The following is a 23,979-nucleotide window of genomic DNA, read 5'->3' as shown; positions in this document are numbered from 1 at the left end:
ATATATTAGATAAGGTAAAATTAAGACCTTTTAATACTTGTGTTTGGCCGGCGGCTGGCGCGATATTCCCCTGGTGTCATCCCCGTCCACTTTTTAAACGAGCGGTGAAAGGCGCTGGGTTCGTCAAAGCCCAACAAGGCCGACACTGCGTTAATTTTCAATTCCGGTTGATTAAGCCAGCGGGTAGCGTGCTCTTGGCGAAGCTCATCTTTAAAGCATTGGTAGGTGGTGTCTAGGTCCTTTAGGCGTCGGCGCAGCGTGCGTACCGACATATTCAATTGCTCCGCCATAAGCACAACACTCGGAAATTCGTGACTTAAGTCGCTTCCAACAATACGCTTCATTTGTGAAAGTAAAGAGCTGTCGTCATCTTCCTGCGAGACCAATAAATGGTAGGGCGCATTGCGAAGAAATTTATACAGTGACTCTTCAGTGTGGATGAGCGGGCAGTCTAGACAATACTCTGCGAGCACAAAGGCATTGTGCTCGCTGCCAAAATGAATTTCGCAGCCAAACAATTGTTCAAAATATTCAGCTTGCTCAGGCGCATCTGCCTGTAAATGAACGGCGATTAAGTCTAAAGGTTTACCGATTAGCCACTGGCAAAAACGGCGCCAGATGGCCATCGTATGAGCTATTGTGGTGCCGGTGGCATTTATGTCATCGAAGGCAACAAGGTCGACATTTTCTGGAAAGCGATAAAGTGCAGTGCCATCACCGAATCGTTCGATCGGCTTTTCATAGCTGCTCGCTGTATCGGTAAGCGTGCGACAAAAATTAATAAATTCGGCGGCACGGCGCAGGGCATGCTCTAGTGTTTCACAATGAATAATAAACAAGCAGAGCATTCTGAAGCTGCCGGCTGGGGTGCGCTGATCTAAGCCGAGCCCGAATGATTCGTCCTGCAGCAGCCACATTACACGGCGGTAAATTTGACTGTAATAACGACCGTCGATAAGTGTGCTTAAATCTGCATTAGGCGCCATAGGATCGATGGGCAAATCTAAAGATCTTAATAATTCTTCGCTGCTGTAACCTTGCGCCTCAGCCACCTGCAGCATACTGCGCGCATATTTAAGCGGAACGCGATCTTTGTGTGACGGGTAGATGTTACGCACGCTAAACCTTAAATGTATGAACTTGCGATTAGGCCCTGTTTGAATGGCTTGGCTTATAGCAGGGCAAGTAATTAAAAGATCAGAGTTTACCCCGTATTGTATTAAAAATGGACGCTATCATCGGGGTTTTCTTTACGCGGGGGTAAACTCGCGTAATTTTAGCTCTTCCCAAAAGTGGCAGGCTGTAAAATGGCTAGCAGATTCGGCGCGCAGCTCAGGTGCTTGCGTACTGCATTCGGCTTGCGCATAGGCGCAGCGCGTGTGAAAACGGCAGCCAGCCGGCGGGGCCATAGGTGAGGGGATATCACCACCTATTTGGCTATTTTCCTCTGGTGAGCTTCCGAGTCGCGGAATAGCAGCTAGCAAACCTTGGGTGTATGGGTGGCGCGCCTGCTCATAAATAGCTTGGGCATCTCCGATCTCTACGATTTGCCCTAAATACATTACCGCGATTCGGTCACTCATATGGCGCACAACGCCAAGATCATGGGATATAAACAACATACTCAGATGGAGTTCGCGTTGTATTTCCAATAATAAATTCAGTATTTGGGCCTGTACTGACACATCTAATGCTGAGACCGCCTCATCGCAAATCAACACACTGGGATTTAAGGCAATGGCCCGCGCAATGCCAATGCGCTGACGTTGCCCACCAGAAAACTCGTGGGGATATTTATTGGCAGCTGAGCTTGGCAAGCCCACCATATCTAATAGTTCGGTTACGCGTTGAGCGCGGCTGCTGCGGTCGCCGATGCGGTGGATCAGTAGCGGTTCCTCTAAAATGGCAGACACGGTGTGGCGGCTATTTAGGGATTCGAAGGGGTCTTGAAAGATGATTTGCAGAGAGCGGCGATATTCCCGCATTGCTTTGTCAGACAAGCCGGCGATGTTTTTACCTTGATAAATCACTTCACCGGCAGTGGGTTTATGGAGGTTTAGCAGCGTTTTGCCCAAGCTGCTTTTACCGCAACCTGATTCCCCGACCAAACCGAGGGTTTCACCTTTGCGCAATTCAAAGCTGACATCATCTACCGCTCTTACCACAGCGCGATCGCGACCGAAAACGCCGCTGCGCTGGGAGAATTGCAGTTTTAAGCCGCGCACATCTAAAATCGCCTCGCTCATGACCTTATCTCCTTCCAGCGATGGCATGCCACAGTATTTGTTTCACTTATATGCTCTGCTAGCGGCGTCTTGTTGTGGCAAAGCTCGGCAACGTAGCGACAGCGATTGGCGAAACGGCAGCCGCTTGGCATGTTCTCAATGGCGGGTACCTGCCCTTCCAAAGCGAGTAGTGGTGATTTGGCTTGGTGATGAATGCCGGGCAGCGCGGCCAACAAACTCTGTGTGTAGGGGTGGTGCGGCGTCGCAAAGACATCGCGGGCTTTGCCGTATTCTGCAATTTTACCGGCGTACATCACCGCAATATGATCACTCACCTGCGACACCAGTGCGAGGTCGTGGGTGATGAATAACATTGCCATACCATTTTTGGCCTGCAACCCCTTCAATAAACGGACTATTTGCGACTGGATTGTGACGTCTAAAGCCGTGGTGGGCTCGTCTGCAATTAAGAGATCTGGCTCACAGGCTAGGGCCATTGCAATCATCACCCTTTGCCGCATGCCACCAGAAAGTTGATGGGGATAGGCCGACAAGCGTGCTTCCGGCGCTGGTATACCGACTTCCCGCAGTAACTCAAGTATGCGCTGGCCGTGTTGTTGGCGGGATTGCTCTGGAAAATGAATTCTTAGCACTTCACCTATTTGCTGCGCCACGGATTGTACCGGGTTTAATGCGGTCATTGGGTCTTGGAAAATAACCGCGATATTTTTACCGCGAATTTGTCGCAGGCGGGTTTGATTTGTACTGCCGATATCTTCGCCCTTAAAAAGTACTTTGCCATTGCTGCGGCTAGCTTGGGGTTTGGGTAGCAAATCTAAGATCGACATGGCGGTAAGACTTTTACCGCAACCCGATTCGCCGACTAGACCAAGTGTTTCTCCAGCGGCGATATCGAATGAGATAGAGCTGACCAATTCGCGAGCAATACCATCGTCACCGAGAATAGAAACCGATAAGTTTTGAATCGACAGCAAACTCATGGTGTTACCGCCCAAGTCTTATCTATGATCATGATTTTTGGCAATACTTTACCGTCTGATTTGGCTTCTAGCGTTGCCTGCTGTTGTTCGGTGTCGATCCAAAACAGCCCGCCGGTGCCGCCCAGAGGGTCAAAAACGACATCGCTGGTTCTGGTGGCGTGATTCGCAGGCAGTTTTATCCAGCGCCAGAAAGCCTCGCGGGTATAGGGCACTTTAAATGTGGGAATAAACGAGCCTTGATCGTGGATCATCTGCTCTAACTCATGGGCAAGCCTAACCCGCGTAGCCTTATCGGTGGCGCTGCGATAGGCCATTATTTTCGCATCGAGCACTTTATCGTCGGTATTGGTAATGTTATTCGTCTGAGGCTTATGGGCATTGTCAGAGTGATAAAACTCCCAATAGCGGGGCGACAATCCACCGCCAGCCCATCCCATCCACGCTGCTTGGTGTTTGTTTTCCATAATCTGCTTAAACGCGGCAGACATATCTAATAGCTGCAATTGGAAGTCGATACCGGCTTTGCGGGCTTCTTGGGCAAGAATAACAAGACGATCGTTATGTTCACTTCTAAAATAGGTGATTCGGATTTTGAGGGGCTTGCCGTCCTTCACCCGAATGCCGTCGCTATTGCGCTCGCTCCAACCAGCGTTGTCGAGATACTCTGCAGCTTTTTTAAGATCAAATTTGCGGGCGCGGATCGAAGTATTGCTGTAATCACCAAATCCGTCGTGTGCTGTTTGCAATCGCTCGTAATCACCGTGAAGTACAGTGTTTATTACTTTATCGACATTTAAGGCATGGGCAATGGCGTAACGGACGTTTACGTCGTCGAGGGGCGCTGCGTCTTCATTTAGGAACAATCCGCTGATCGGCTGCGGCACGTCGTTATAAAATTTAATTTTTCCTGCGTAGCCATTCTCATATATATCGCCTTGGGCCTTTTTGTGCCAAAAACGCGGCATCAACAATGGGAAGGTATCTAATTCACCTTTCCGAAAATATTGGTAGGCAATATTAAAATCGCGGATGAGCTTTACGCGAATGTGGTCGGGGTTATAGCGATATTTAAAATACCGTTTGTCATTAGCCCACCAGTCATTTTTGCGGGTAAATTCTACATATTTACCTTTGCGAATTTCGCTAATTTGATAAGGGCCGGTATTAGGTTCAATACGCCAGTTATAATCTCGAACCCAATTTTCGTCGAGTTTATGGAAATGCGCAGGCACAGGTGAAACGCTGTATTCAAACAGCATCTCATCCTCTGGTTTGGGGTTGGCACCCTCAATACCTATTGTGTAGTCATCGTACTTAACGAGATCAGTGATGATTTCACTGAAATAATTGTTGTACCAAGGCGCCAAAATGAACTTTGAGCGCATAAATTCCAAGCCAAATACGTAGTCATCGGCGGTGACCGGTGTGCCATCAGACCAGCGCGCGTCCGGGTCGAGTCGAAAATAAATACTGTGGCCGTCGTCACCAAACGCCCACTGCGTCGCTAATTCCGGAATTGGATTTCGGGTATTGGGATGAATGCCGACCAAACTCATATTATTCGCGCGCATATAGCTTGCGAAGCTGCCGTTGGAGTCAGGCCCAACTAAGCGCAATGTTAGTGGGAAGGTAATGACAAAACTCCGGTAGCGACCGCCGCGCTGTGCGCGTGGATCAGCAAAAATCGGATCGTTTAAATTACTTTGCCATACTAAATCGCTGGGCAATTTTTCTGGCAGGGCTTGCACGCCAAGACTCATAAAACCAGCAAGTGCGGCGAGGATGCAGAGCAAAATATTACGCATATAGGACTTATTCATAAAAGCTGAATTTTCGCGGATCGTAGGCATCGCGTATTGCTTCACCAATGTATGCGACCAGCATTAAAATCACGGTCATAGCTGAAACAACAGAGCCAACCAGCCAAAGCGCCTCAAGGTTTTCGGTGCCTTGTTTAAGTAACTCTCCCCAGCTTGACACTGGTGGTGGCAGGCCAAAACCCAGATAGTCCAAAGCGGTAAGTGAAGTGATGCCCGATGCAACTGAAAAGGGTACAAAGGTCACCAGTGTAGACACGCTGTTTGGCAATATATGCCTAAACACAATCCGTGGCCCAGAAGCACCAAGGGCGCGGGCAGCCATGACATAATCTCTGGCGACTTCTTTGTACGTCGCGGTTCGCATATACCAGGTCATACTCGTCCAGCCGAAAAAGGCCATGATAAACAGCAAGGTCCAAAACCCTGGGGTGATCACTGACGCGACAATCATAATGACGTAAAGGAAGGGGATGTTGGACCAAATTTCTATAATGCGCTGAAAGAATAAGTCGAAGGCGCCGCCCCAAAACCCCATCATGCAACCAATCGCAACACCCACTGAGTAATTAAAAAATAGCAGCAAGAGTGAAAACACAATCGCTGTTCTGAATCCATAAATAAGGCGGGCGGCTACATCTCGACCACTGGTGTCAGTGCCAAGATAATGGCGAGTATCCACAGATGGCGCATGGGGAGGGAAGTCGCCGGCAATTAAATCTGTTTCAAGCGGGCTGAAGGGTATAGCTGGCATTAATACCCAGCTGTTTGGCTCCTCGCTTAAACTCGCTTTTAACTCTCGATAGTTAACCTCATAGCTGTAGTCTAGGCCGAAGTCCTTGCCGGACAGTACATCACCATAAATTGGAAAGTGCCATTGCCCTTGGTAAACGACAACAATAGCGCGATTGTTCGCAAACAACTCCGCGCCAAAACTGCACAGTGTTAATACCAGTAGTATCCATGCGGAATAGTAGCCGCGGCGGGATTGACGAAAGCGCTGCCAGCGCTTTTTAGCGACTGGATTTTTAAACACATTCATGCGCCACGACCTCCACCAAACCGAATGCGGGGATCAACTAGGGCTACGCAGATATCCGATAAAATATTTCCCAGTAAATACAGAAGCGAGGAGATAACTAATATGCCCATTACGATGGGGTAATCGCGCTCGATAATCGCCTCGTAGCCAAGAAGACCAATGCCGTCTATGTTGAAGATGGTTTCAATAAGAAATGAGCCACCTAGGAGCAGAGAGATGTTGCTGCCAAAAGAGGTCGCGACTGGAATTAAACTATTGCGAAGGGCGTGTTTGCGTACGCTTTCGCTGCGACTTAAGCCTTTGGCTGCAGCAGTGCGCATATAATCTGCAGATAAATTATCCATTAGCGAGTTTTTCATCATTAACGTAGTTACCGCGAAGCTCCCCGCTAGGTAGGCAATTAGGGGTAGCACCGCGTGACTAAAAATATCTTTGGCCTTTCCCCAGGCGCTAAATTCCTCATAGTTGTCACTGACAAAGCCACCTAAGGGAAACATATCCCAATAACCTGCAAACAGCGAAATCAAAGCAATACCAATCACGTAGCTGGGAAGGGCGTAACCTAAAAATACCACCGCAGAGGACCAGCTATCGAGGGTGCTGCCGTGGTACATGCCCTTGGCTAAACCCAGTGGAATACAGACAGCGTAGGTTAAAACTAGGGTGCTGAGGCCATAGAATATGGAGATTGGGAAACGCTCTTTAATAATTTCCCACACTGGATCTTGGTAGCGGGTTGAATGCCCTAAATCGAACTGTAGGACTTTTTTAAGCCAGATTGCATAGCTCGATAACATGGGCTTATCAAAGCCGTAATAGCGCTTCAATTCTTCCATTTGTTCGTCGGAAAGGGTGCCGCCACCTTGGCTGCGATGCAGTGAACCGGTCTCTCCACCCAGCTGAATTTGGGTCATCATCCGCTCGATAGGGCCGCCAGGCACCACACGAGTGATGGCAAACACCAGAAGTGTTATCCCAATAAAGGTAGGAATAATTAATAAAAAGCGGCGAACAAAATAGCCTGTCATAAACGCAGTAAAAACCTGAAGAAAGCGAAGAGGCTATACTATATCAAAACGCCGTTAAAGATCGGCGTGTGTGATGTCTACATACAAAGTTAATGATTGCCCTGGGCGCAGATACTGGCTGGTCTTGATCGAGTTCCACTCAAGTATATCCCGTATCCTGAGGTTGAAACGACTAGCGATTACCGAGAGCGAATCGCCATCGCGCACTTTGTAACCAACTTTGCGAATAATACCTTTGTTCGATTGCTGGGGCGCCTTTCCCCAAACAACCAACTTTTGCCCTGGCTTTATGACGGATTCGCTAGAGAGTTTATTCCATGCAAATATCTGCTTGCTGGTCACTCCGTATTTATTTGCTATACCGCTAATTGTGTCGCCGCTACTAACTTTGTACTCAATGCGTGAAGCATTGGTAGATGCCAAGCCGCGATTTAAGTCATTTAGAGGAGAAACGCCATTTCCTGCATCTGGAATAAGTAAAACGTGACCAACTTGCAAAACATCGCTATCGAGCTGATTACTGGCGCGTAAAGTAGCCACATCTACATGGTGACGACGGGCTATAGAAACTAAATTATCACCACGTTGAATTTTGTACTGCTGCCAGCGAACGCGGTCTCGCGCTGGAATTTTTATTAAACGCGACGCAAATAATCGCGCTTTTTCCCTTGGAATCAAGAGTCTGTGCGGGCCTTCCGGCGCCGTAACCCAACGATTAAAGCCCGGGTTTAGGCGATACAATTCATCTACGCTGATTTCCGCTAATTTTGCCGCTTGGGCAAGGTCGAGCTGGCTGCCTGTGTTCACCTTGAGGAAGTGCGGCTCATTCGGCACTGAAGGTAGGGTTAAATTATAGGATGCTGGATTCTTGAAAATCTTTACCAGCGCTAACATTTTAGGGATATAGTTTTTGGTTTCTTTTGGCAGTTTCAAAGACCAAAAATCGGTAGGTAAGCCCTTCTTTTTGTTCTTGTTGATAGCTTTATTTACCGTACCTGCGCCGGCATTATATGCGGCGAGTGTCAGCAGCCAGTCGCCATCGAAGCGTTTATTTAAGTCAGCAAGATAGTCGAGGGCAGAATCTGTAGCCGTAAGAACATCACGACGTCCGTCATACCACCAGTTTTGCTCTATACCCAGATGTTTAGCGGTGTTGGGAACAAATTGCCACAAACCAGAGGCGCGACCGTGGGAATAAGCGAAGGGGTCATAAGCACTCTCGACGAATGGCAGTAACGCCAAATCCGCAGGCATATCGCGCTCTTCTAAGTTTTCTAAAATATAGTAAATGTAGCGGGAAGCCCGTTTGCTGATATTTGCGAGGTAATAAGAGTGTTCTGCATACCACTCCTCCCGCTCTTCAACAGCCGCGTGTCTAGCTAAGGTATTGAAACGAAGATCTGACGCTAATCTGGGCCACACTTGTGGGTATTTTTGCGACGGACGCGCTGTGGGTTCGTCTATTGCAGCTTCTGGCTTTTCGGTAGTAACTTTTGCAACGCTAGTTTTCTTGATTTGAGTAGGAGTTACTTTGCTAATTTTTGCGGCTTGCACAGTGCTGCGGGGCTTAGGTTTTAGACCATCCAGTGTCTCTTTTGCGGGATCACTTCCACCTTTTCGGCGTTCTACAACTTCTTGATATCTGCACAGTTTGGAGCTTCGGTTTTCACTTCGATCGCAGTAAAGCTGATCGTGTTTGGCTCGTGTACTGCGCTGTGGCGTTTGCGCACAGGCAGCCAGCAGCGATAGTATCACTGCACCAAAAACTAACTTATTCAAGTATTTACAGATCGTTGTCATTATCAATATATTCGTTAACGTCGTTCAAAAGTCATCCTTCCATGCACGCAAATTCGCAAAAATATCGTTTTGATTCCAATACTTAAGCTCGGCGTACGTAGCTACTCGTTCCTGTACCGCTGAGTTATCTGTTCTTAAAAATGGATTGGTCAGCAATTCGAGTGCCAATTTGGATGGAACGGTCGGTATATTATCAGTCCTCATTGCCTGTGCATTCTCAAACCGCACCAGCAACTCGCTGTTGTCAGGTTCTACTTCACGGGCAAAGCGAAGGTTGTTTACGGTGTATTCATGGGCGCAATAGATGGCAGTATTGGCCGGTAAGGCTTGGATTAGTCCAAGCGAAGTAAGCATTTGTTCCGGAGTACCTTCAAAAAGTCGACCACAACCACCGGCGAACAAGGTATCGCCACAGAATAAGGCAGGACCAGAATCGGCATTTTCTAGGTAATAGGCGATATGATCAAGTGTGTGCCCAGGAACGGCTAGAATCTTAAATGTTTGATTTAGCAGGGTAATGCAGTCATCGTGTTTAAGGCGATAGCCAATGCTAGCGCATTGATTTTCTGGGCCGTAAACGGGAATATTGGGATAGTGCTCAAGGAGCAACTCAATACCATTTACGTGGTCATAGTGGTGATGTGTAATAATGATCGCAGACAGTGTCAGCCCCATTTCTTTTAAGTGCTGTAGTACAGGCGTGGCGTCGCCGGGATCGACAATAATTGCCTCTCCGTGACGTGCGACACACCAGATATAGTTGTCGCTAAATGCAGAAATGGGTGATATTGACAGCATAATCATTATTTTTGGTCGGACAGCGAAGCATAAACATTCCTGCGTTCCCCTGCAATAGGCGTCAAAGGGAATTCGTTAGAGAGGTAAATATGGCAAAATGGCGAACCCAGCACTCTCCAGAGATACTTCTGCCGGCCCTTCGAAAGTGGTTCTACGGCCCGGTAGGCCGCACAGTACTTGCCGAAGAGCGGCCTTTAATCGCTGATGCCATCAGTGATGCCTCGACCGCTAAGTACAATTTATTGAACCTGAGTGTAATCCCTGAGCGTTGCCCGATAGCCAGCGACGTTTTCCAACGTCAGTTTTGTCTTGGCGGTATGCAGCACTACGGTTTGAGCCAAGTGCTTGATGTTGTATGCGATTTTGAGCACTTGCCAGTCGCCAATGAATCTCAAGATGTCGTCGTGCTGCATCACTTATTAGAGTTTGTAGACAATCCGCACAAAGTGCTCCGCGAAGTTGAGCGTGTCATCGTACCCCACGGTAAGGTGGTGATATGCGGAATAAATCCCTATTCCTTGTTGGCGATGCGAGGAGTGCTAGGTCGGCTCAAGCGCAGTGCCATGTGGCAAAATCATCGTTTGCCCATCCATCGTTTACACGATTGGTTGTCATTGCTTGGTTTTGAAGTAAATGTGGTGGAATATGGTTTCCATCGTGTGCCGATTAGCAGTCCAAATTATTTTATGGCCCACAAAGCCGTTCCCAAAAATATACCAATGGGTGGCGTTTTCATCTTAAGCGCGACAAAATACCGCGCTCCATTAAGTCCCTCGGCACAAAATCTAGCTCGTCGGGCGAAAATACTTCGTCATCCAGCAATGGCGGGCGCAACCCGAACGATAAAATCACGAGCTGATTATGAGCAAAACCCAAGAGAAAGTTGAAATTTTCACCGATGGAGCCTGCCGTGGCAATCCAGGCCCTGGCGGCTGGGGGGCATTGCTGCGCTACCAAGGTAAAGAGAAGAGTCTATTTGGTGGAGAAGCGGCGACGACGAATAATCGTATGGAGTTGATGGCGGCAATCGAAGCCTTGCGGGCTTTAACTAGGCCCTGCGAGGTGGTGTTAACCACAGACTCGCAATACGTTCGTCAAGGCATCACCGAGTGGATGATTAATTGGAAAAAACGTGGCTGGAAAACCGCCGCGAAGCAGCCAGTTAAAAATGCTGATTTGTGGCAGCAGCTGGATGCGGCAAGCGAGGGCCACCAAATAGATTGGCGCTGGGTAAAAGGCCATAGCGGACACCGCGAGAACGAGATTGCGGATATGTTAGCCAATCGTGGCATCGACGAATTAGAGAACGTGTAATGCGGCAAATTGTATTAGATACAGAGACCACCGGCTTAGATCATGCTTCAGGGCACCGTATTATTGAAATTGGCTGTGTTGAACTCGTCAATAGAAAGCTGACTGGACGCCACTACCATCAATACATAAACCCAGACCGAGAGGTAGAGGCGGGGGCGATTGAAGTCCATGGCATCACGAATGAGATGTTAAAAGACAAGCCTCGTTTCGCTCAAATTGCTGATGAATTCTTCGACTTCATTCAGGGCGCCGAGCTTATTATTCACAACGCGCCCTTTGACGTTGGCTTTATCGACGCCGAATTTGCATTGTTGCAAAATAAGAGACCCAAAATTAGCACTATCTGCGGCGTAGTAGATACGTTGATTATGGCGAGGCAAAAGCATCCCGGCCAGCGGAATAGCCTAGATGCGCTATGTCAGCGTTACTATGTCGATAACTCTCAACGCGACCTGCATGGTGCTTTGCTAGATGCAGAGATTCTCGCCGACGTCTATTTACTAATGACTGGCGGTCAAACCGCACTGGCCTTAGCTGCCGACGATGGCTCACAGCAAAATGAAGGTGGCGCCGCTAGCGACCATAGACGCTTGGCTAGTGCTCCGCGCCGATTGCGGGTTATTTCAGCCACTGCAGAAGAGTTAGCCTTACATCAGCAGCAATTGGCTGAGGTAGATAAGGCAAGCGGTGGCAACTGTGTTTGGCGACGCACATCAGAAGAATAATCTGCCTTCTAAGCATGTATATACCTTGCGAGAGCGACGCAATTTTGTAGCCAGAACCCATAATAATGCTGTGCATATCATGTTTTTGATGCTAAATAGTCATATATAACCAGTAGTTAAGCGACTAATTCAAAGCAGAACTTCATGGCGAGCCCTATGGGCTATAAGGATACTGTGTGGCACTGAAAGTAGAAATAAATACAAGCTCCTATGCGATGGTTGAAGAAGAGCTAGCGAAAACCTTGCAACAAGCCACCAATGTTTTTGAAACATTTTTGTCTGAACGGCATAACCTAGCCCTGCTTGAGCAGTGCGAAGCAAATTTGCGGCAAATCGGCGGCACGCTGCGTTTGCTCCAAATTCCGGGGGCAGCCTTGCTCGCCGACGAAATGCGAATGTTATGTGGTGCCATTCTTAAAAGTATAAATGCGGTTCCCGAAGGGCGGCTAAATGCGCTGAGTACAGCGTTCTTTGTGCTGCCCCGTTATTTAGAATTTGTACAGTCTAGGCAATCAGAGATTCCTCAGCTTGTTATCGCTCATGTAAACGAACTGCGTGCCGCACACAATCAATTACTTTTACCGGATAGCTATTTTTCTCAGTCCGATGAAAGTTTGTTTAGTCGTGATTCAAATATACGCATACAGGGAACGCCTTTAGCTGAGACAGCGTTTATAGAAAACTTAAAGCGTATCAACCACCTTTATCAAAGCGGCTTATTAGGCTTGCTGCGTGATGCGCATAACCCCATGCAACTCACCATTATGTCGCGAGCGATTAGACGTCTTCGCAGCACGATCGAAGCTGGTCCCCAGCAACGATTTTGGCTGTTAGCCGACGCCCTGCTAGAAGCGTTTGTAAATAATGGCCTAGAGCTAAACCCTCATCGCAAGCGTGTATTAGCAGGCTTAGAAGGTCAGATGCGGGCGCGACTAAAAAATCGCATGGTTATTAACGAAGTGCTGGAGAGGGAGCTTTGTTTTCTGCTGTCGCTCAGTGCTTATAAAGAAGGTTTAGTTGGCAAAGTTGTAAAAGTAGCGCGCATACACGCCGCTGACATTAACGATGAGCAGCTCAAAACACTGCGCGGCATTATGTTGGGCCTGAGTTACGATACTGTCTCATCGGTGATCCATGAGCTGCGCACCGAGCTACGCCACGCTAAAGATGTGCTAGAGCTGCTGGCTCTACACCAGAGAAGCGAAAGCGAAGAAATAGCGCCACTTACCGCAGTATTAAAGCAAAGTGCAGACATTCTCCGAGTGCTTAATTTACCGTCTTTAGCGTCAACCCTTATAGAGCACGCTGATGCCCTACGAGCCTTAGAAGGAAGCGATTTGAGCCAAGAACGTAGCCGGCTCGAAGACTTGGCGGAAACATTATTGTTCATCGACAGCAGTTTGGCTCAGATTGATCGCCGAAAATTGAACTATGAAGATTTAGGTGAGCTTAGCTTAGAGCGTCGCGATGCTATTAGTGTGGATAATCAAGTTAGCGAAGCGAAAAGTATCGTCATAGAAGAGTCTAAAGCAGCAATCGGGCTGGTAAAACGCGCTATTTCGGCCTACATCGATTCTGGATTTGACGCTACCCATATTGCAAATCTACCGCAGCTACTAGATTCGGTACGCGGTGCATTTCAGATGATCAATGCCAGCAAATTACCAGAAGTGACATTGGGCGCTAGCCAATTTATGAGGCGATTTGTTGAGCGTGACGCCGTAAACCCCGCTTCAGATGTACAAGCCTTGGAAACCCTCGCCGATGCCATGATTAGTATCGAATACTACCTGAACGAGTTAGGTCGGCGGCATATTGCAGATGAAGGGATTCTTAAAGTTGCTGAGGACAGCATTGCCACTCTGAAGCTTGCAAGTTAAGGATATGCAAAAATGATCGGTCTAGACCAAATATTATTGATATTGACAGGTTTTGGCGTTTTGCTGTGTCTTATGGCTGTCTTACGCCTGCGACGACACGTCTTCAGTGGTCTTCTCGCGGTAATCTTATCCGTAAGTTTCACTGCTATGGCTGTGATTGTTACTAAAGACGTTTATAGCTACCGTCATTTAGCAGATGAACAGCTTGTGGCAAGAGTTTTTATCGCAGGCAAAGAGAAGCAGCAATATATTGTCAGCGTAGATACCGCTAACGAAGAACCCATGCAAACCTTTCTTTTAATGGGGGATCAATGGCAGCTCGACAGCAGAGTCATCCGTTGGGCTTTGCCGGTCGCCCGCTTGGGCTTTGACAATCTATTCCGTCTAGAGCGCCTGACTGGTCGTTACCAAAGCATAGAAGAAGAGCGTAATTTAACTCGCACCGTTTATTTAATAAATCTTTCTGAACCCGTAGACATATGGACTTGGTTGCGCCGCAGCGAATTTTTTCATAAATGGGTAGAGGCCGACTATGGGAACGCGGTTTTTGCCCCAATGGTTGATGGCGCGCAGTTTAACGTCTACTTAGGGCGTAGCGGCTTATTTATTCGGGCCGAAAACCCAATAGCAGTCAAGGCCTTAGGCAATTGGCCAACTTGACTTAGCGGTCCTTCACATAACACTATGTGCCACTTTTTATACCAATCTGGGAGTACTTAGTTGGAATTTTTATCGGAATACGGCTTATTTTTGGCCAAATCGGTCACTATCCTTGTTGCCGTTATCGTTGTTGTCAGTGCCATCGCCGTAGCGAGTCAGCGCAATAAGCGGGATAGCAGTGAAGGGCATATAGAAGTCACCACCTTAAACCACAAGTTTGAGGATTGGGAAGACATGCTGAAGTTCGAAATTCTCGACGAAGACGCCTTTAAAAAAGAGCGTAAAGCTAAGAAGAAGCAAGAAAAGCAGGATCGCAAGAAAAACACCCAAGAGCAGCGTAAACGCTTATTTGTGCTCGATTTTGACGGTGATATGAGCGCTTCTGAGGTGGAATTTCTCCGCCATGAAATATCCGCTGTACTCACTGTTGCCAAGCCTGAAGACGAAATTCTACTCAGATTAGAAAGCCCGGGTGGAATGGTACATAGCTACGGGTTGGCGTCATCGCAATTGCAACGTATTCGGAGTCACGGTATTCCACTTACTATCGCTATAGATCGCGTTGCTGCTAGCGGCGGCTATATGATGGCGTGTATTGGTAATCGTATACTGGCAGCCCCATTTGCAGTCATCGGTTCGATTGGAGTAGTTGCGCAACTTCCAAACTTTAACCGGCTATTAAAAAAGCACGATGTTGACATAGAGCTACATACCGCAGGTGCCCATAAGCGTACCTTGACGATGGTTGGCGAAAACACTGAAGAGGGTCGGCAAAAATTTAAAGAAGAGCTTGAGGATACCCACGTTCTATTTAAAGAATTTGTCAGCGAGAATCGACCAGAACTCGATATCGATCATATCGCAACCGGCGAGGTGTGGTACGGGAAACGTGCTCTAGATCAGAAGTTAATAGATGAAATTCGTACCAGTGACGACTACCTGCTAAGCAAGCGAGCCGATACCGATATATTTTCTGTTAAATATCGTCAAAAGCGCAGTTTACCTGAACGCTTGGGCTTTGCCGCCGAGGGCGCACTTAGCCGCAGCCTTAATGCGGTTATAGGTAAATTAAGCCAAAGTCGCTGGAATGTATGAAATTAGGCAGTTAGCCTATCGCGCATAAGCGTATTAAAACTAATATTAAGTATCAGTTTAAAGAGTGGTAAATATTTGACTGACGTACTCTGCGCTAAAGAAAAAAGCCTGGAAAAAACGCCAAGCCGACACCGCCAGCAGGGCATTAAACGCTGGGAGTTACTATTAATCCTGGCTATTACCGCTGCCATTGCTCTTGCAGTCGGCAGTATTATTTATCAGCGGCTCGGAAGCGCGATGAGTGAGCAGGTAAATAACGATTTTAGGCGCCTATCTACGGCCTTACACCAATACAAGCTCGATAACAAACGCTACCCAAGCAGCCAGCAAGGCTTGGCGGCGCTTTATATACAGCCTCAAACGCCTCCGTTGGCGCCGTTATGGAAGGGGCCTTATATCGGCCGCGCTAGCCTTACCCAAGACCCATGGAATAATGCCTATTTATATAAGAGCTCTGATTCTCCTCCTGGCTTTGAAATAACCACTCTTGGTGCTGACGCAAAACCTAATGGTAAGAAAATGAATCAGGATATTTCTATTCGGTTTCGTAGCGACGAAAATTATTTCGACTAGAATGTTACGATCTTTAAAACTAAAAAAGGGCCGCGTGGCCCTTTTTTAGTGAGTGCTTTTGACTAAGGTTTTAATCAAAGAACCACACTGCAGTAACTGCAACGCTGCTCATTACGATGGTATATGGCAGAGCCATAATAACCATTTTACCGTAAGACAAACGAATCAGCGGGGCGAGGGCAGAGGTCAATAAGAACAAGAACGCCGCCTGACCATTTGGCGTGCCAACACTGGGGATATTCGTTCCAGTATTGATGGCGACAGCCAAGTGCTCGAGTTCTTCACGGGTCAGATTACCCGCATCAAAGGCTGCTTTCACTTCATTGATATAAACTGTTGCCACAAACACGTTATCGCTGATCACACTTAGCAAGCCGTTAGCAACGAAGAACATGACAGTACGAGCTTGGCCTTCCATTGCCAGTACCGAGTCGATAATCGGCTTGAATAAATGCTGCTCGTGAATTACCCCAACAATGGCAAAGAACACGACCAATAAGGCGGTAAAGGGCAGTGCCTCTTCAAAGGCGTGACCAATGCGATGTTCATCAACGATACCGTTAAAGGCCGTTTGCAATACAATAATCGTTAAACCAATCAAGCCCACGGGAGCCAAATGCAAGGCTAGTCCGATGACTAAAAATATGGCGACTAAGCCTTGAATAATAAGCTCTGCAACGTCCGAGGGGGTTCTTTTCTCATCTTGCTCTTTATCGTATTCAACTAGAACATTGCGCACTGAATCAGGCAATTTTGCGCCGTAGCCAAACCAGCCAAACACTTCTAGTAAGGCACAGGTGCAAAGACCAGCAAATAAAACCGGCATGGTAATTGGCGCCATCACTTGGAAAAAGTGAATAAAGCTCCAGCCCATTTTTTCTGCAATCAGTAGGTTTTGCGGCTCACCGACCAATGTACACACACCGCCAAGCGCAGTACCCACCGCGCCGTGCATTAGCAAACTGCGCAGGAAGGCACGAAATTGTTCAAGGTCAGCGCGAGAATTTTCTGTGACTTTATTGTCATCGCCATGATCATGATCATGGTGTGAATGGTGCCCGCCGGAGGCTACGCGGTGATACACCGAATAAAAGCCAATACCTACAGCGATCAACACTGCCGTTACTGTTAAAGCATCTAGGAAGGCACTTAGTATGGCTGCCATACTCGAGAAGACCAATGACAAGGCTATCTTAGAGCGAATTCCAAGCAATAATTTGGTAAAAACAAATAACAGCAGGTTCTTCATGAAGTAGATACCTGCGACCATAAATACGAGCAGCAGGATTACTTCGAAATTGTTTTTAGCCTCCATGTACACGGTTTCTGGCGATGCCATCCCGATCACGATAGCCTCAATGGCAAGTAAGCCGCCAGGCTGGAGGGGGTAGCACTTCAATGCCATCGCGAGGGCAAAAATAAACTCCGCAATAAGCGCCCAGCCTGCTACAAAAGGGCCGGCCGTATAAAACAGGATGGGATTTAATATCAAGAAGCCAATGATGGTTTTTTTATACCACAATGGCGCATTACCGAGAAAATTGCCCGCAAAGGCGCGCACCATACTTTGATCCATAGAATTACAATCCTTATTAGTTATCATTCAGGCACGGATGACGGAGCGTCAGCCAGAGTAAGAACCGGCATAATCATAATACAGACCGCTCCGGAGAACCACGTATGATGGCGTTAAAGCACGCTACATTTCTATGTTGACTAAAAAAACAATAAGCATCGCTGCTCAAAAAATAAGCACTCACTCAGTGTGTTCATCGATTACTTGGCTTCGCGAGAGGGGGGGCTAATCGAGCACTGAAGAGTTCATACTTCGCCACGGTAAGACCAACAGGGCGACAATATTCACAACTAGCCAGCAAATCACCATTGATACCAATGTATGGCTTAGAAAGTGGTGTCCAACCATCATCTTGTAACCCCCCATTAAAGTACCGGCAATCATTGCCAGAGCAAGCATCTTATTTTTATTGCGTCGGGACTTGGGTAGGTAGTAGAGCGCCAATAGCGCAAACCCACCGCTCGCGTGGCCTGCTGGAAAACATCGCTGCCGCTTTTGTGGTTGGCTGTCTTCTGGGTAGGATTCTAAGACGCCTATATAGGATAATTTCCCACCGTAATCCACAAGAGCATAGGGGCAGGCGACATTTGTGCTGCTTTTTAACGACGACACCAGAGCGGGCCCAAGTGGTAGGGCAATCAACACGATCAAAATACCCTGCTGATAGTGCTTGAATAGACCTCGCTGATTGAAAAAAATAGCCACAAACAATAAAGCCAACTCAAAAAAGACTAGTAACTTTTTAGGGCCATCATAAAAAATAAAATAGAGTGGCGAGTTCGATGTGCTTAACAGCCATTCTTCAGATTGTGGCGTGTATAGAAAGTCTTGCACCCAGAGATCGAAGTTTGTAAGCTCAAAAAAGACCATTAACGCGACTAGGGCGGCAAGAGAGGCAGCAATATGTTTAGTGGGGGACACTGGCTACTTCCTCTTCCTCCTCAGGTTTAAGTATAACTAGCTGCGCTGCTGACGTAGGAAGTAACGATGTCGTTACTTCGAATATAGTCATCAAGGTATCAAAAACCGCATCGTGGGTATTTGCGGTGTCCTTTAGTAATTTGCTCTGTTCGTAATCAATATCAGATGACGCACCAACCCAAGCTAACACCGGGACGTGAGTTTGCGCCCTAGGAGCGAAGCCGTAGGGCATGCCATGCAGGTAGATTCCAGATTCACCGAGGGATTCACCATGATCGCTTACGTAAAACATCGCTGTCTCATAACGGCTGGAGTTTGATTCTAAAAATCGAATTACCTGAGATAGAAAATAGTCTGTGTATAAAATAGTGTTGTCGTAGGCGTTGATAACCTCCTGTTGGCTGCATTCAGAAAGCTCTGCAGATCTGCAGGAAGGTGTAAATTTCTCAAATTCCTTTGGATAGCGCGCAAAGTAAGCTGGGCCGTGGCTACCCATTTGATGAAGCACAATTAGGGTATCGCCAGAATGACCGTCAACATACTCCTGAAGGCCTCCTAACATTCCTATATCTCGGCATTCTGAATCGCATATCGGATTAAGGCCTGGCGATCTAAAATTTTCATACTCTACTCTATCTGCCACCCCCTTTGAGTCAGAATTATTATCTCGCCACAACACATTAACACCCGCAGACTTTAGCAAATCTAAACCGTTTTCCGTGTTTCGAGCGCTCTTCAGGTCAAAATTAGCGTGTGTCGAATAGGAAAACATGCAGGGCACCGAAATCGCCGTTGCTGTACCGCAGGACTGGATATTGGAATAGCTGATTAGACGATCCTGTTTGGCAAGCTGAGGGTTCGTTTCACGTTCATAGCCATTCAATGAAAAGTGATCCGCTCTAGCCGTTTCACCTATCACTAGAACAATTAGCTCCGAGTGTGCTTCTTGTTCTTCAACGATATTTGCCTGTGCTTGCAGTGCTTGAAAGGGTCGCGGTGGGCCTTTAGGTATAAAGCTAGCGCCCAAGTTAATTGCCGAATAGATAGGGTAGGCGGGGTTGATATAGTACCTAACCGGCTTATGCTCCCTAAAGAAACTCGCATATTGACTGCTAAAACCAGCGATACAAGCAGCTGCGATGCCTAACGTAATTATCGAAATAAGCCCATTTTTCAGCGCCGAGCTTATAAACCCAGTGCCACTTGCGGAAAAACGCCAAATAAACAGGGCGGGTAGAAAGCCTAACAATAAAAGCCGTAAACCAAGCGATGGGTTTAATAAATCGGCCGATTCAGCTACATTTGTTTCTAATACATTTCGCAGCATGTCGCTATCTATAACCGTGCCGAAGCTGTCCGAAAAATGTGCGCTAGAGGCAGCGACTAATAAAAATATCACCGCCGTCACTCTAACCGACAGAACAACACTAAAAAGCGCCGCAAAAAAAAGTAGGCATGCAAACAGCAGCAAGACCAAAGAACAAATGAATCCTTGGTTGCTAGCCCAGGGGTATATGTCTAATACTTTTTGGAAGAATCTCAGATTTGCGCTCAGGCACAAAAATAACGCCAGAATAATCAATGTTAAGTATTCAGGGAGTAACTTTTTTATTAGAGGTCTAAACTTAGGCGAAGTGTTCATTAAGCAAGTTTTCTCGATATCGTGGGTACAGCAAATCAGCAGTACTTAAACTTTATTCGATCATAGTTAAGAGAGTCTTAAGGTTTATTTTGTGCGTTAACCGACGTGATAGAGCGCATCAATCCTAATAATCCACCCACAGAACTAAAGGGGTGCTTGAGTTGCTAAGCATACCAAAAGATATTTCCGATACTCTCCAGTATTGGAAATAGTGAGTATAGGCTGCTACAATGCGGATATTCGTCTATGTGCGCTAAATCAGGTATCAGGATAAAACATGGCTATTCCTAGACCGATTCCTTTGTACCCAACTTACAAGGATCTTAAAGCTGTAAAAATTGAGGAATTTCCCGATTTAGCATCGTTACTCGCTGATGCAGATGAATGGAAATCTAAGGCATGGCGCTGGGGTCACGAATTTCTCTGTTATATCGGTCGAAACAAATCTGAGCATACTTACACACGATTTCGTTCAGAGATCGAAAAGTTTCTGCTTTGGGCGTTTTTAATTAAGGACAAGCCCATCGATGAATACCGGAAATCTGACATCTTAGAATATATTGATTTTTGCTGGCGACCACCCTTAACGTGGATATGCCTATCTAATGTAGAGAAATTTCATCTTAAAGGTGGCTTATACATCAGTAATCCTGAATGGGCACCATTTAGATTGATGACTGCCAAAGGCGACAACTCGAAGCCTGACAAAAAGAAATACCACCCCTCGCAAGAAACCCTGCAAGCAAGCTTCACCGCCGTGAATGCGTTTTACAAACATTTGACCGATGAAGAATACTGCTACGGCAACCCCGTACAAATTGCCAAAAAAGATTGTCGCTACTTAATTAGAGACGCTCAGGTTAAAGATGTAAAACGCTTAAGCGAGGATCAGTGGCAATTTCTTTTGCAGGTTGCCCACGCAATGGCTGACGAAGACTCGAGATACGAGCGCAGTTTATTCCTGATTGCCTCTTTAAAAACGCTATTTCTCCGAATATCTGAGTATTCGGACCGTCCAGAATGGTCGCCAATAATGAGTCATTTTTGGAAAGATAATGACAATAACTGGTGGTTAAAAATTTATGGCAAGGGCCGAAAAGTTCGCGATATTACTGTGCCACCGAGCTTTCTAGCGTATTTGACACGATATAGACAGCATCGAGGCCTGAATAAGTTACCGGTAGCGGGTGAAAACCACCCTATTATTGAAAAAATTCGCGGTCGCGGTGGAATGACGGCGCGGCAATTGTCACGTTTGGTACAAGAAGTATTTGATCAGGCTTACGAGCAAATGAAGGCGCGCTACGGTGAGGATAATGCTAGCAAATTCAAAGAAGCGACAACCCATTGGCTACGCCATACCGGCGCGAGTTTAGAGATTGAACGTGGCCGCGCGCTTAAAGATGTATCTGAGGATCTAGGTCATGCGAGTATGTCTACAACCGACACTGTCTATGTACAGACCGACGATAAAAAGCGGGCGGCAAGCGGTAAAGAACGCTCTGTTTAACAAGTTTATATTGAAGCTGTCACAGTTTAAAGATAGAGATTAGAGCGCCGACAAGCGCCCTTCTCTTTTAGTGCTGCGGCTTATCGTTCCGGTGAAACCATTGGTAAAGGATAGGAAGCACTAATAATGTCAGCAATGTTGAGGAAATAATCCCGCCAATGACAACGGTTGCCAGTGGTCGCTGCACCTCAGCTCCGGTACCCGTATTTAAGGCCATAGGAACAAACCCCAAACTAGCTACTAGCGCGGTCATGATAACCGGCCTTAGGCGCATCAAAGCTCCCTCAGTTACAGCCAGCATAAGGTCACCCTTTTCACGCCAAAGGTCGCGGATAAAAGACAGCATCACCAATCCGTTTAGTACCGCAACACCTGACAGGGCAATAAACCCGATACCAGCAGAAATCGACATGGGCATACCACGTATAAACAAGGCTAGCACGCCACCGGTAAGCGCAAGTGGGACGCCACTAAACACGATTAATGCGTCTTTTAGTGAGCTAAATGCCATAACTAATAAGCTAATTATGAGTAATAAGGTAAGAGGAACAACGATAGATAATCGCTGAGTTGCAGACGCTAATTGTTCAAAAGTGCCACCATAGCCAAGCCAATATCCAGCGGGGATATCTACTTCGTCATTAATTTTACGCTTAGCTTCATCAACAAAGCTGCCGAGGTCTCGGCCTCTAACATTGGCTGTCACAACCACGCGGCGTTTACCATTTTCGCGACTAATTTGTGCTGGCGCGGGTGCAATATCCAGAGTGGCTATTTCTGATAAAGGTACATAATCGCCGTTAGATAATGGCACGGGTAAGGAGGCAAGGCGGTCTATATCGCGTCGAGTGGTTTCTGGCAATCGGACAATGAGTTCGAATCGCCGGTCACCTTCATATAGTATTCCCGCACTCTCGCCACCAATCGCCGTCGCCACCCAGTTTTGCAAATCCGCCACGTTTAGGCCGTAACGACCTAGTGCCGTTCGCTTTGGAATAACAGATAGGGTTGGCAAGCCAGTGACCTGCTCTACCCTAGCGTCGGCGACGCCATCAATAGTGTTAATTACGGCTAAAATTTCGTTCGCGCTTGCAAGTAGTTGACTTAGATCATCGCCAAAAACCTTAATCCCCAAATCCGCACGAACGCCCGAAATTAACTCGTTAAAGCGCATCTGAATTGGCTGGGTAAATTCATAGTTATTTCCAGGTAGTTTTTCAATTGACTGCTCCAGCTCAGTAATAAACTCTTGCTTGGTTTTGGATGGCATGGGCCAATCGCTACGCGGTTTTAAAATAACAAAAGTGTCTGCAACATTCGGTGGCATAGGGTCATTAGCCACTTCGGCTGTTCCTATTCGCGAAAATACTATTCCAACTTCTGGAAAAGATTTAATACGTACCCGTGGTGCATTTAGGAAATGACCACTTTCAGGTTGTTTAATTTATTCCCTTCACGTTGGTTGAACCATTGAATTAATGTGAGGGACGCTATCTTTGTCACAATTCTGCGCGAAATACCCTTGAACGATTTTGCATAATTCCGCCGTATCATGAACTGGTCACAAAGTTGTGAAAACAATGTTTCGATCCGCTTTCTGGCTTTACGATATTTAGCCGGAAAGTCTCTAAACTCTTTCTGGTTCTTTCGCATCGGTGTTTGCAAATTGATACAACTTGATGAAAATAAATCTGTTTGCCAAACTCTGCTCAAATACCCTTTATCGCCAATCAAAACACAATTGTTTAACTGGCCTTCAATATCGTTTAGGTAATGGATGTCATGAACCGAAGCCTTTGATATATCGTACATTTTTAACACGCCACTCGGTGAGCAAACCGCGTGTAACTTATAGCCAAAGTAGCGCATATTTTGTGCTGCACAAAAACCAAAATCTGGCGAGCTAGATTCAAATTCTTGGCAAATTTTACTGCGATTAGATCGACTCATTTTACACACTTCCAATGGCATGCTATCGACAATATTTATATCGTTATCAACATCTAATCGCGTGACAATAGCGCTTCTGATTTCTTCTAATTTAAAACTCAACCTTCGCGCTCTTCTGTTATAAACGGAGCGCTCAATTTTCCCATTGATGCACGCAGGCAGCTGTTTGAACAAAAAGTGTTCTGAATCAATGCCCAGTGTTTCAGCTGCAAGACTGAGCGCGAGTAGCTCCTTATCGCTTAGCTTAGGTGTTCTGATTTGATTCAAAAAATTATCGGCTGGCTCAATTTCGTGCAAAAGAGACAGAATTTTGCTATAAACGCTGTGTAAGTTACTCATCTCGTTACCATTTTTCTCGTAAACTAATGATAACCTCTTTATGAGGGTGAGTAACTTACCTCCTTCCTAAATGCACTACGGGT

20 protein-coding genes and 1 pseudogene are annotated in these 23,979 nt (G+C 46.7%); 8 read left to right on the top strand and 13 right to left on the bottom strand.

Annotated elements, in window-relative coordinates; all coding sequences use genetic code 11:
- Positions 1–20 precede the first annotated feature (20 nt).
- From C0068_RS05085 to gloB, 8 genes are all read right to left on the bottom strand, one after another.
- Positions 21–1,118 carry an AraC family transcriptional regulator gene (locus tag C0068_RS05085; protein WP_103683407.1) on the bottom strand — a complete coding sequence of 366 codons (1,098 nt, stop codon included), beginning with the start codon at positions 1,116–1,118 and terminating at the stop codon, positions 21–23.
- Positions 1,119–1,250: 132 nt separating this feature from the next.
- Positions 1,251–2,246 carry an ABC transporter ATP-binding protein gene (locus C0068_RS05080; protein ID WP_103683406.1) on the bottom strand — a complete coding sequence of 332 codons (996 nt, stop codon included), beginning with the start codon at positions 2,244–2,246 and terminating at the stop codon, positions 1,251–1,253.
- A complete protein-coding gene (locus C0068_RS05075) occupies positions 2,243–3,226 on the bottom strand; it encodes an ABC transporter ATP-binding protein (protein ID WP_103683405.1) in 984 nt (327 codons plus the stop codon). The genes C0068_RS05080 and C0068_RS05075 overlap by 4 nt, the downstream gene beginning before the upstream one ends.
- A complete protein-coding gene (locus C0068_RS05070; RefSeq protein ID WP_233208746.1) occupies positions 3,223–5,076 on the bottom strand; it encodes an extracellular solute-binding protein in 1,854 nt (617 codons plus the stop codon). Before C0068_RS05070 ends, C0068_RS05075 begins: the two co-directional genes overlap by 4 nt.
- On the bottom strand, positions 5,039–6,085 hold the full coding sequence (locus C0068_RS05065; RefSeq protein ID WP_103683404.1) for an ABC transporter permease: 1,047 nt from the start codon (positions 6,083–6,085) through the stop codon (positions 5,039–5,041). The genes C0068_RS05070 and C0068_RS05065 overlap by 38 nt, the downstream gene beginning before the upstream one ends.
- Entirely contained in the window at positions 6,082–7,113 is a 1,032-nt protein-coding gene (locus C0068_RS05060; RefSeq protein WP_103683403.1) for an ABC transporter permease subunit, read from the bottom strand. The genes C0068_RS05065 and C0068_RS05060 overlap by 4 nt, the downstream gene beginning before the upstream one ends.
- Positions 7,114–7,167: 54 nt before the next feature.
- A complete protein-coding gene (locus C0068_RS05055) occupies positions 7,168–8,892 on the bottom strand; it encodes a LysM peptidoglycan-binding domain-containing protein (protein ID WP_233208745.1) in 1,725 nt (574 codons plus the stop codon).
- A 45-nt stretch (positions 8,893–8,937) separates the two neighbouring features.
- Positions 8,938–9,711 (bottom strand): hydroxyacylglutathione hydrolase, encoded by a 774-nt coding sequence (gene gloB / locus C0068_RS05050; protein ID WP_199176118.1) that lies wholly within the window; start codon positions 9,709–9,711, stop codon positions 8,938–8,940.
- Between the two features lie 89 nt (positions 9,712–9,800).
- Here gloB and C0068_RS05045 point away from each other — a divergent pair, with 89 nt between their 5' ends.
- The 7 genes from C0068_RS05045 (at position 9,801) to gspG (ending at position 15,958) form a co-directional block, all read left to right on the top strand.
- Entirely contained in the window at positions 9,801–10,598 is a 798-nt protein-coding gene (locus C0068_RS05045; protein WP_103683402.1) for a class I SAM-dependent methyltransferase, read from the top strand.
- Complete coding sequence (gene rnhA, locus C0068_RS05040; RefSeq protein WP_103683401.1) at positions 10,573–11,025, top strand: ribonuclease HI; 453 nt, start codon at positions 10,573–10,575, stop codon at positions 11,023–11,025. Before C0068_RS05045 ends, rnhA begins: the two co-directional genes overlap by 26 nt.
- A complete protein-coding gene (dnaQ, locus tag C0068_RS05035; protein ID WP_103683400.1) occupies positions 11,025–11,750 on the top strand; it encodes a DNA polymerase III subunit epsilon in 726 nt (241 codons plus the stop codon). Before rnhA ends, dnaQ begins: the two co-directional genes overlap by 1 nt.
- Before the next feature lie 176 nt (positions 11,751–11,926).
- A complete protein-coding gene (locus C0068_RS05030; protein WP_103683399.1) occupies positions 11,927–13,630 on the top strand; it encodes a FimL-related protein in 1,704 nt (567 codons plus the stop codon).
- A gap of 147 nt (positions 13,631–13,777) precedes the next feature.
- Positions 13,778–14,290 (top strand): cation/multidrug efflux pump, encoded by a 513-nt coding sequence (locus C0068_RS05025; RefSeq protein ID WP_146047841.1) that lies wholly within the window; start codon positions 13,778–13,780, stop codon positions 14,288–14,290.
- A 60-nt stretch (positions 14,291–14,350) separates the two neighbouring features.
- Positions 14,351–15,385 carry a protease SohB gene (sohB, locus tag C0068_RS05020; protein ID WP_103683397.1) on the top strand — a complete coding sequence of 345 codons (1,035 nt, stop codon included), beginning with the start codon at positions 14,351–14,353 and terminating at the stop codon, positions 15,383–15,385.
- Positions 15,386–15,460: 75 nt separating this feature from the next.
- Positions 15,461–15,958 (top strand): type II secretion system major pseudopilin GspG, encoded by a 498-nt coding sequence (gene gspG, locus C0068_RS05015; RefSeq protein WP_158249919.1) that lies wholly within the window; start codon positions 15,461–15,463, stop codon positions 15,956–15,958.
- A gap of 70 nt (positions 15,959–16,028) precedes the next feature.
- Here the strand turns inward: gspG and nhaB are convergent, their stop codons facing one another.
- The 3 genes from nhaB to C0068_RS05000 form a co-directional block, all read right to left on the bottom strand.
- Positions 16,029–17,534 carry a sodium/proton antiporter NhaB gene (gene nhaB, locus C0068_RS05010; protein ID WP_103683395.1) on the bottom strand — a complete coding sequence of 502 codons (1,506 nt, stop codon included), beginning with the start codon at positions 17,532–17,534 and terminating at the stop codon, positions 16,029–16,031.
- Positions 17,535–17,759: 225 nt separating this feature from the next.
- Complete coding sequence (locus C0068_RS05005; protein ID WP_103683394.1) at positions 17,760–18,455, bottom strand: phosphatase PAP2 family protein; 696 nt, start codon at positions 18,453–18,455, stop codon at positions 17,760–17,762.
- Complete coding sequence (locus tag C0068_RS05000; protein WP_103683393.1) at positions 18,442–20,097, bottom strand: phosphoethanolamine transferase; 1,656 nt, start codon at positions 20,095–20,097, stop codon at positions 18,442–18,444. Before C0068_RS05000 ends, C0068_RS05005 begins: the two co-directional genes overlap by 14 nt.
- 277 nt (positions 20,098–20,374) lie before the next feature.
- On the opposite strand from C0068_RS05000, the gene C0068_RS04995 reads away from it, so the two are divergent.
- Positions 20,375–21,607: a tyrosine-type recombinase/integrase gene (locus C0068_RS04995; protein WP_103683392.1), complete on the top strand. Its 1,233-nt coding sequence runs from the start codon at positions 20,375–20,377 to the stop codon at positions 21,605–21,607.
- Positions 21,608–21,674: 67 nt separating this feature from the next.
- Here C0068_RS04995 and C0068_RS04990 read toward each other — a convergent pair.
- Together C0068_RS04990 and C0068_RS04985 are read right to left on the bottom strand one after the other, a co-directional pair.
- A pseudogene (locus C0068_RS04990) lies at positions 21,675–23,006 on the bottom strand (efflux RND transporter permease subunit); the annotation flags it as partial.
- A gap of 14 nt (positions 23,007–23,020) precedes the next feature.
- A complete protein-coding gene (locus C0068_RS04985) occupies positions 23,021–23,896 on the bottom strand; it encodes an IS982 family transposase (protein ID WP_103682565.1) in 876 nt (291 codons plus the stop codon).
- Positions 23,897–23,979 lie beyond the last annotated feature (83 nt).

It is taken from the genome of Zhongshania marina (assembly GCF_002915595.1).
Classification (GTDB): Bacteria; Pseudomonadota; Gammaproteobacteria; order Pseudomonadales; family Spongiibacteraceae; genus Spongiibacter; species Spongiibacter marinus_B.
This window is presented reverse-complemented; position numbering and strand designations above follow the sequence as displayed.

What these genes read in the sequence shown, in the direction of transcription:
- C0068_RS05080 (WP_103683406.1), bottom strand. Translation starts at nt 2,246, where the DNA reads ATGAGCGAGGCGATTTTAGATGTGCGCGGCTTAAAACTGCAATTCTCC.
- C0068_RS05075 (WP_103683405.1), bottom strand. Translation starts at nt 3,226, where the DNA reads ATGAGTTTGCTGTCGATTCAAAACTTATCGGTTTCTATTCTCGGTGAC.
- C0068_RS05070 (WP_233208746.1), bottom strand. Translation starts at nt 5,076, where the DNA reads ATGCCTACGATCCGCGAAAATTCAGCTTTTATGAATAAGTCCTATATG.
- C0068_RS05065 (WP_103683404.1), bottom strand. Translation starts at nt 6,085, where the DNA reads ATGAATGTGTTTAAAAATCCAGTCGCTAAAAAGCGCTGGCAGCGCTTT.
- C0068_RS05060 (WP_103683403.1), bottom strand. Translation starts at nt 7,113, where the DNA reads ATGACAGGCTATTTTGTTCGCCGCTTTTTATTAATTATTCCTACCTTT.
- gloB (WP_199176118.1), bottom strand. Translation starts at nt 9,711, where the DNA reads ATGCTGTCAATATCACCCATTTCTGCATTTAGCGACAACTATATCTGG.
- C0068_RS05045 (WP_103683402.1), top strand. Translation starts at nt 9,801, where the DNA reads ATGGCAAAATGGCGAACCCAGCACTCTCCAGAGATACTTCTGCCGGCC.
- rnhA (WP_103683401.1), top strand. Translation starts at nt 10,573, where the DNA reads ATGAGCAAAACCCAAGAGAAAGTTGAAATTTTCACCGATGGAGCCTGC.
- dnaQ (WP_103683400.1), top strand. Translation starts at nt 11,025, where the DNA reads ATGCGGCAAATTGTATTAGATACAGAGACCACCGGCTTAGATCATGCT.
- C0068_RS05025 (WP_146047841.1), top strand. Translation starts at nt 13,778, where the DNA reads ATGGCTGTGATTGTTACTAAAGACGTTTATAGCTACCGTCATTTAGCA.
- nhaB (WP_103683395.1), bottom strand. Translation starts at nt 17,534, where the DNA reads ATGGATCAAAGTATGGTGCGCGCCTTTGCGGGCAATTTTCTCGGTAAT.
- C0068_RS05000 (WP_103683393.1), bottom strand. Translation starts at nt 20,097, where the DNA reads ATGAACACTTCGCCTAAGTTTAGACCTCTAATAAAAAAGTTACTCCCT.
- C0068_RS04995 (WP_103683392.1), top strand. Translation starts at nt 20,375, where the DNA reads ATGGCTATTCCTAGACCGATTCCTTTGTACCCAACTTACAAGGATCTT.
- C0068_RS04985 (WP_103682565.1), bottom strand. Translation starts at nt 23,896, where the DNA reads ATGAGTAACTTACACAGCGTTTATAGCAAAATTCTGTCTCTTTTGCAC.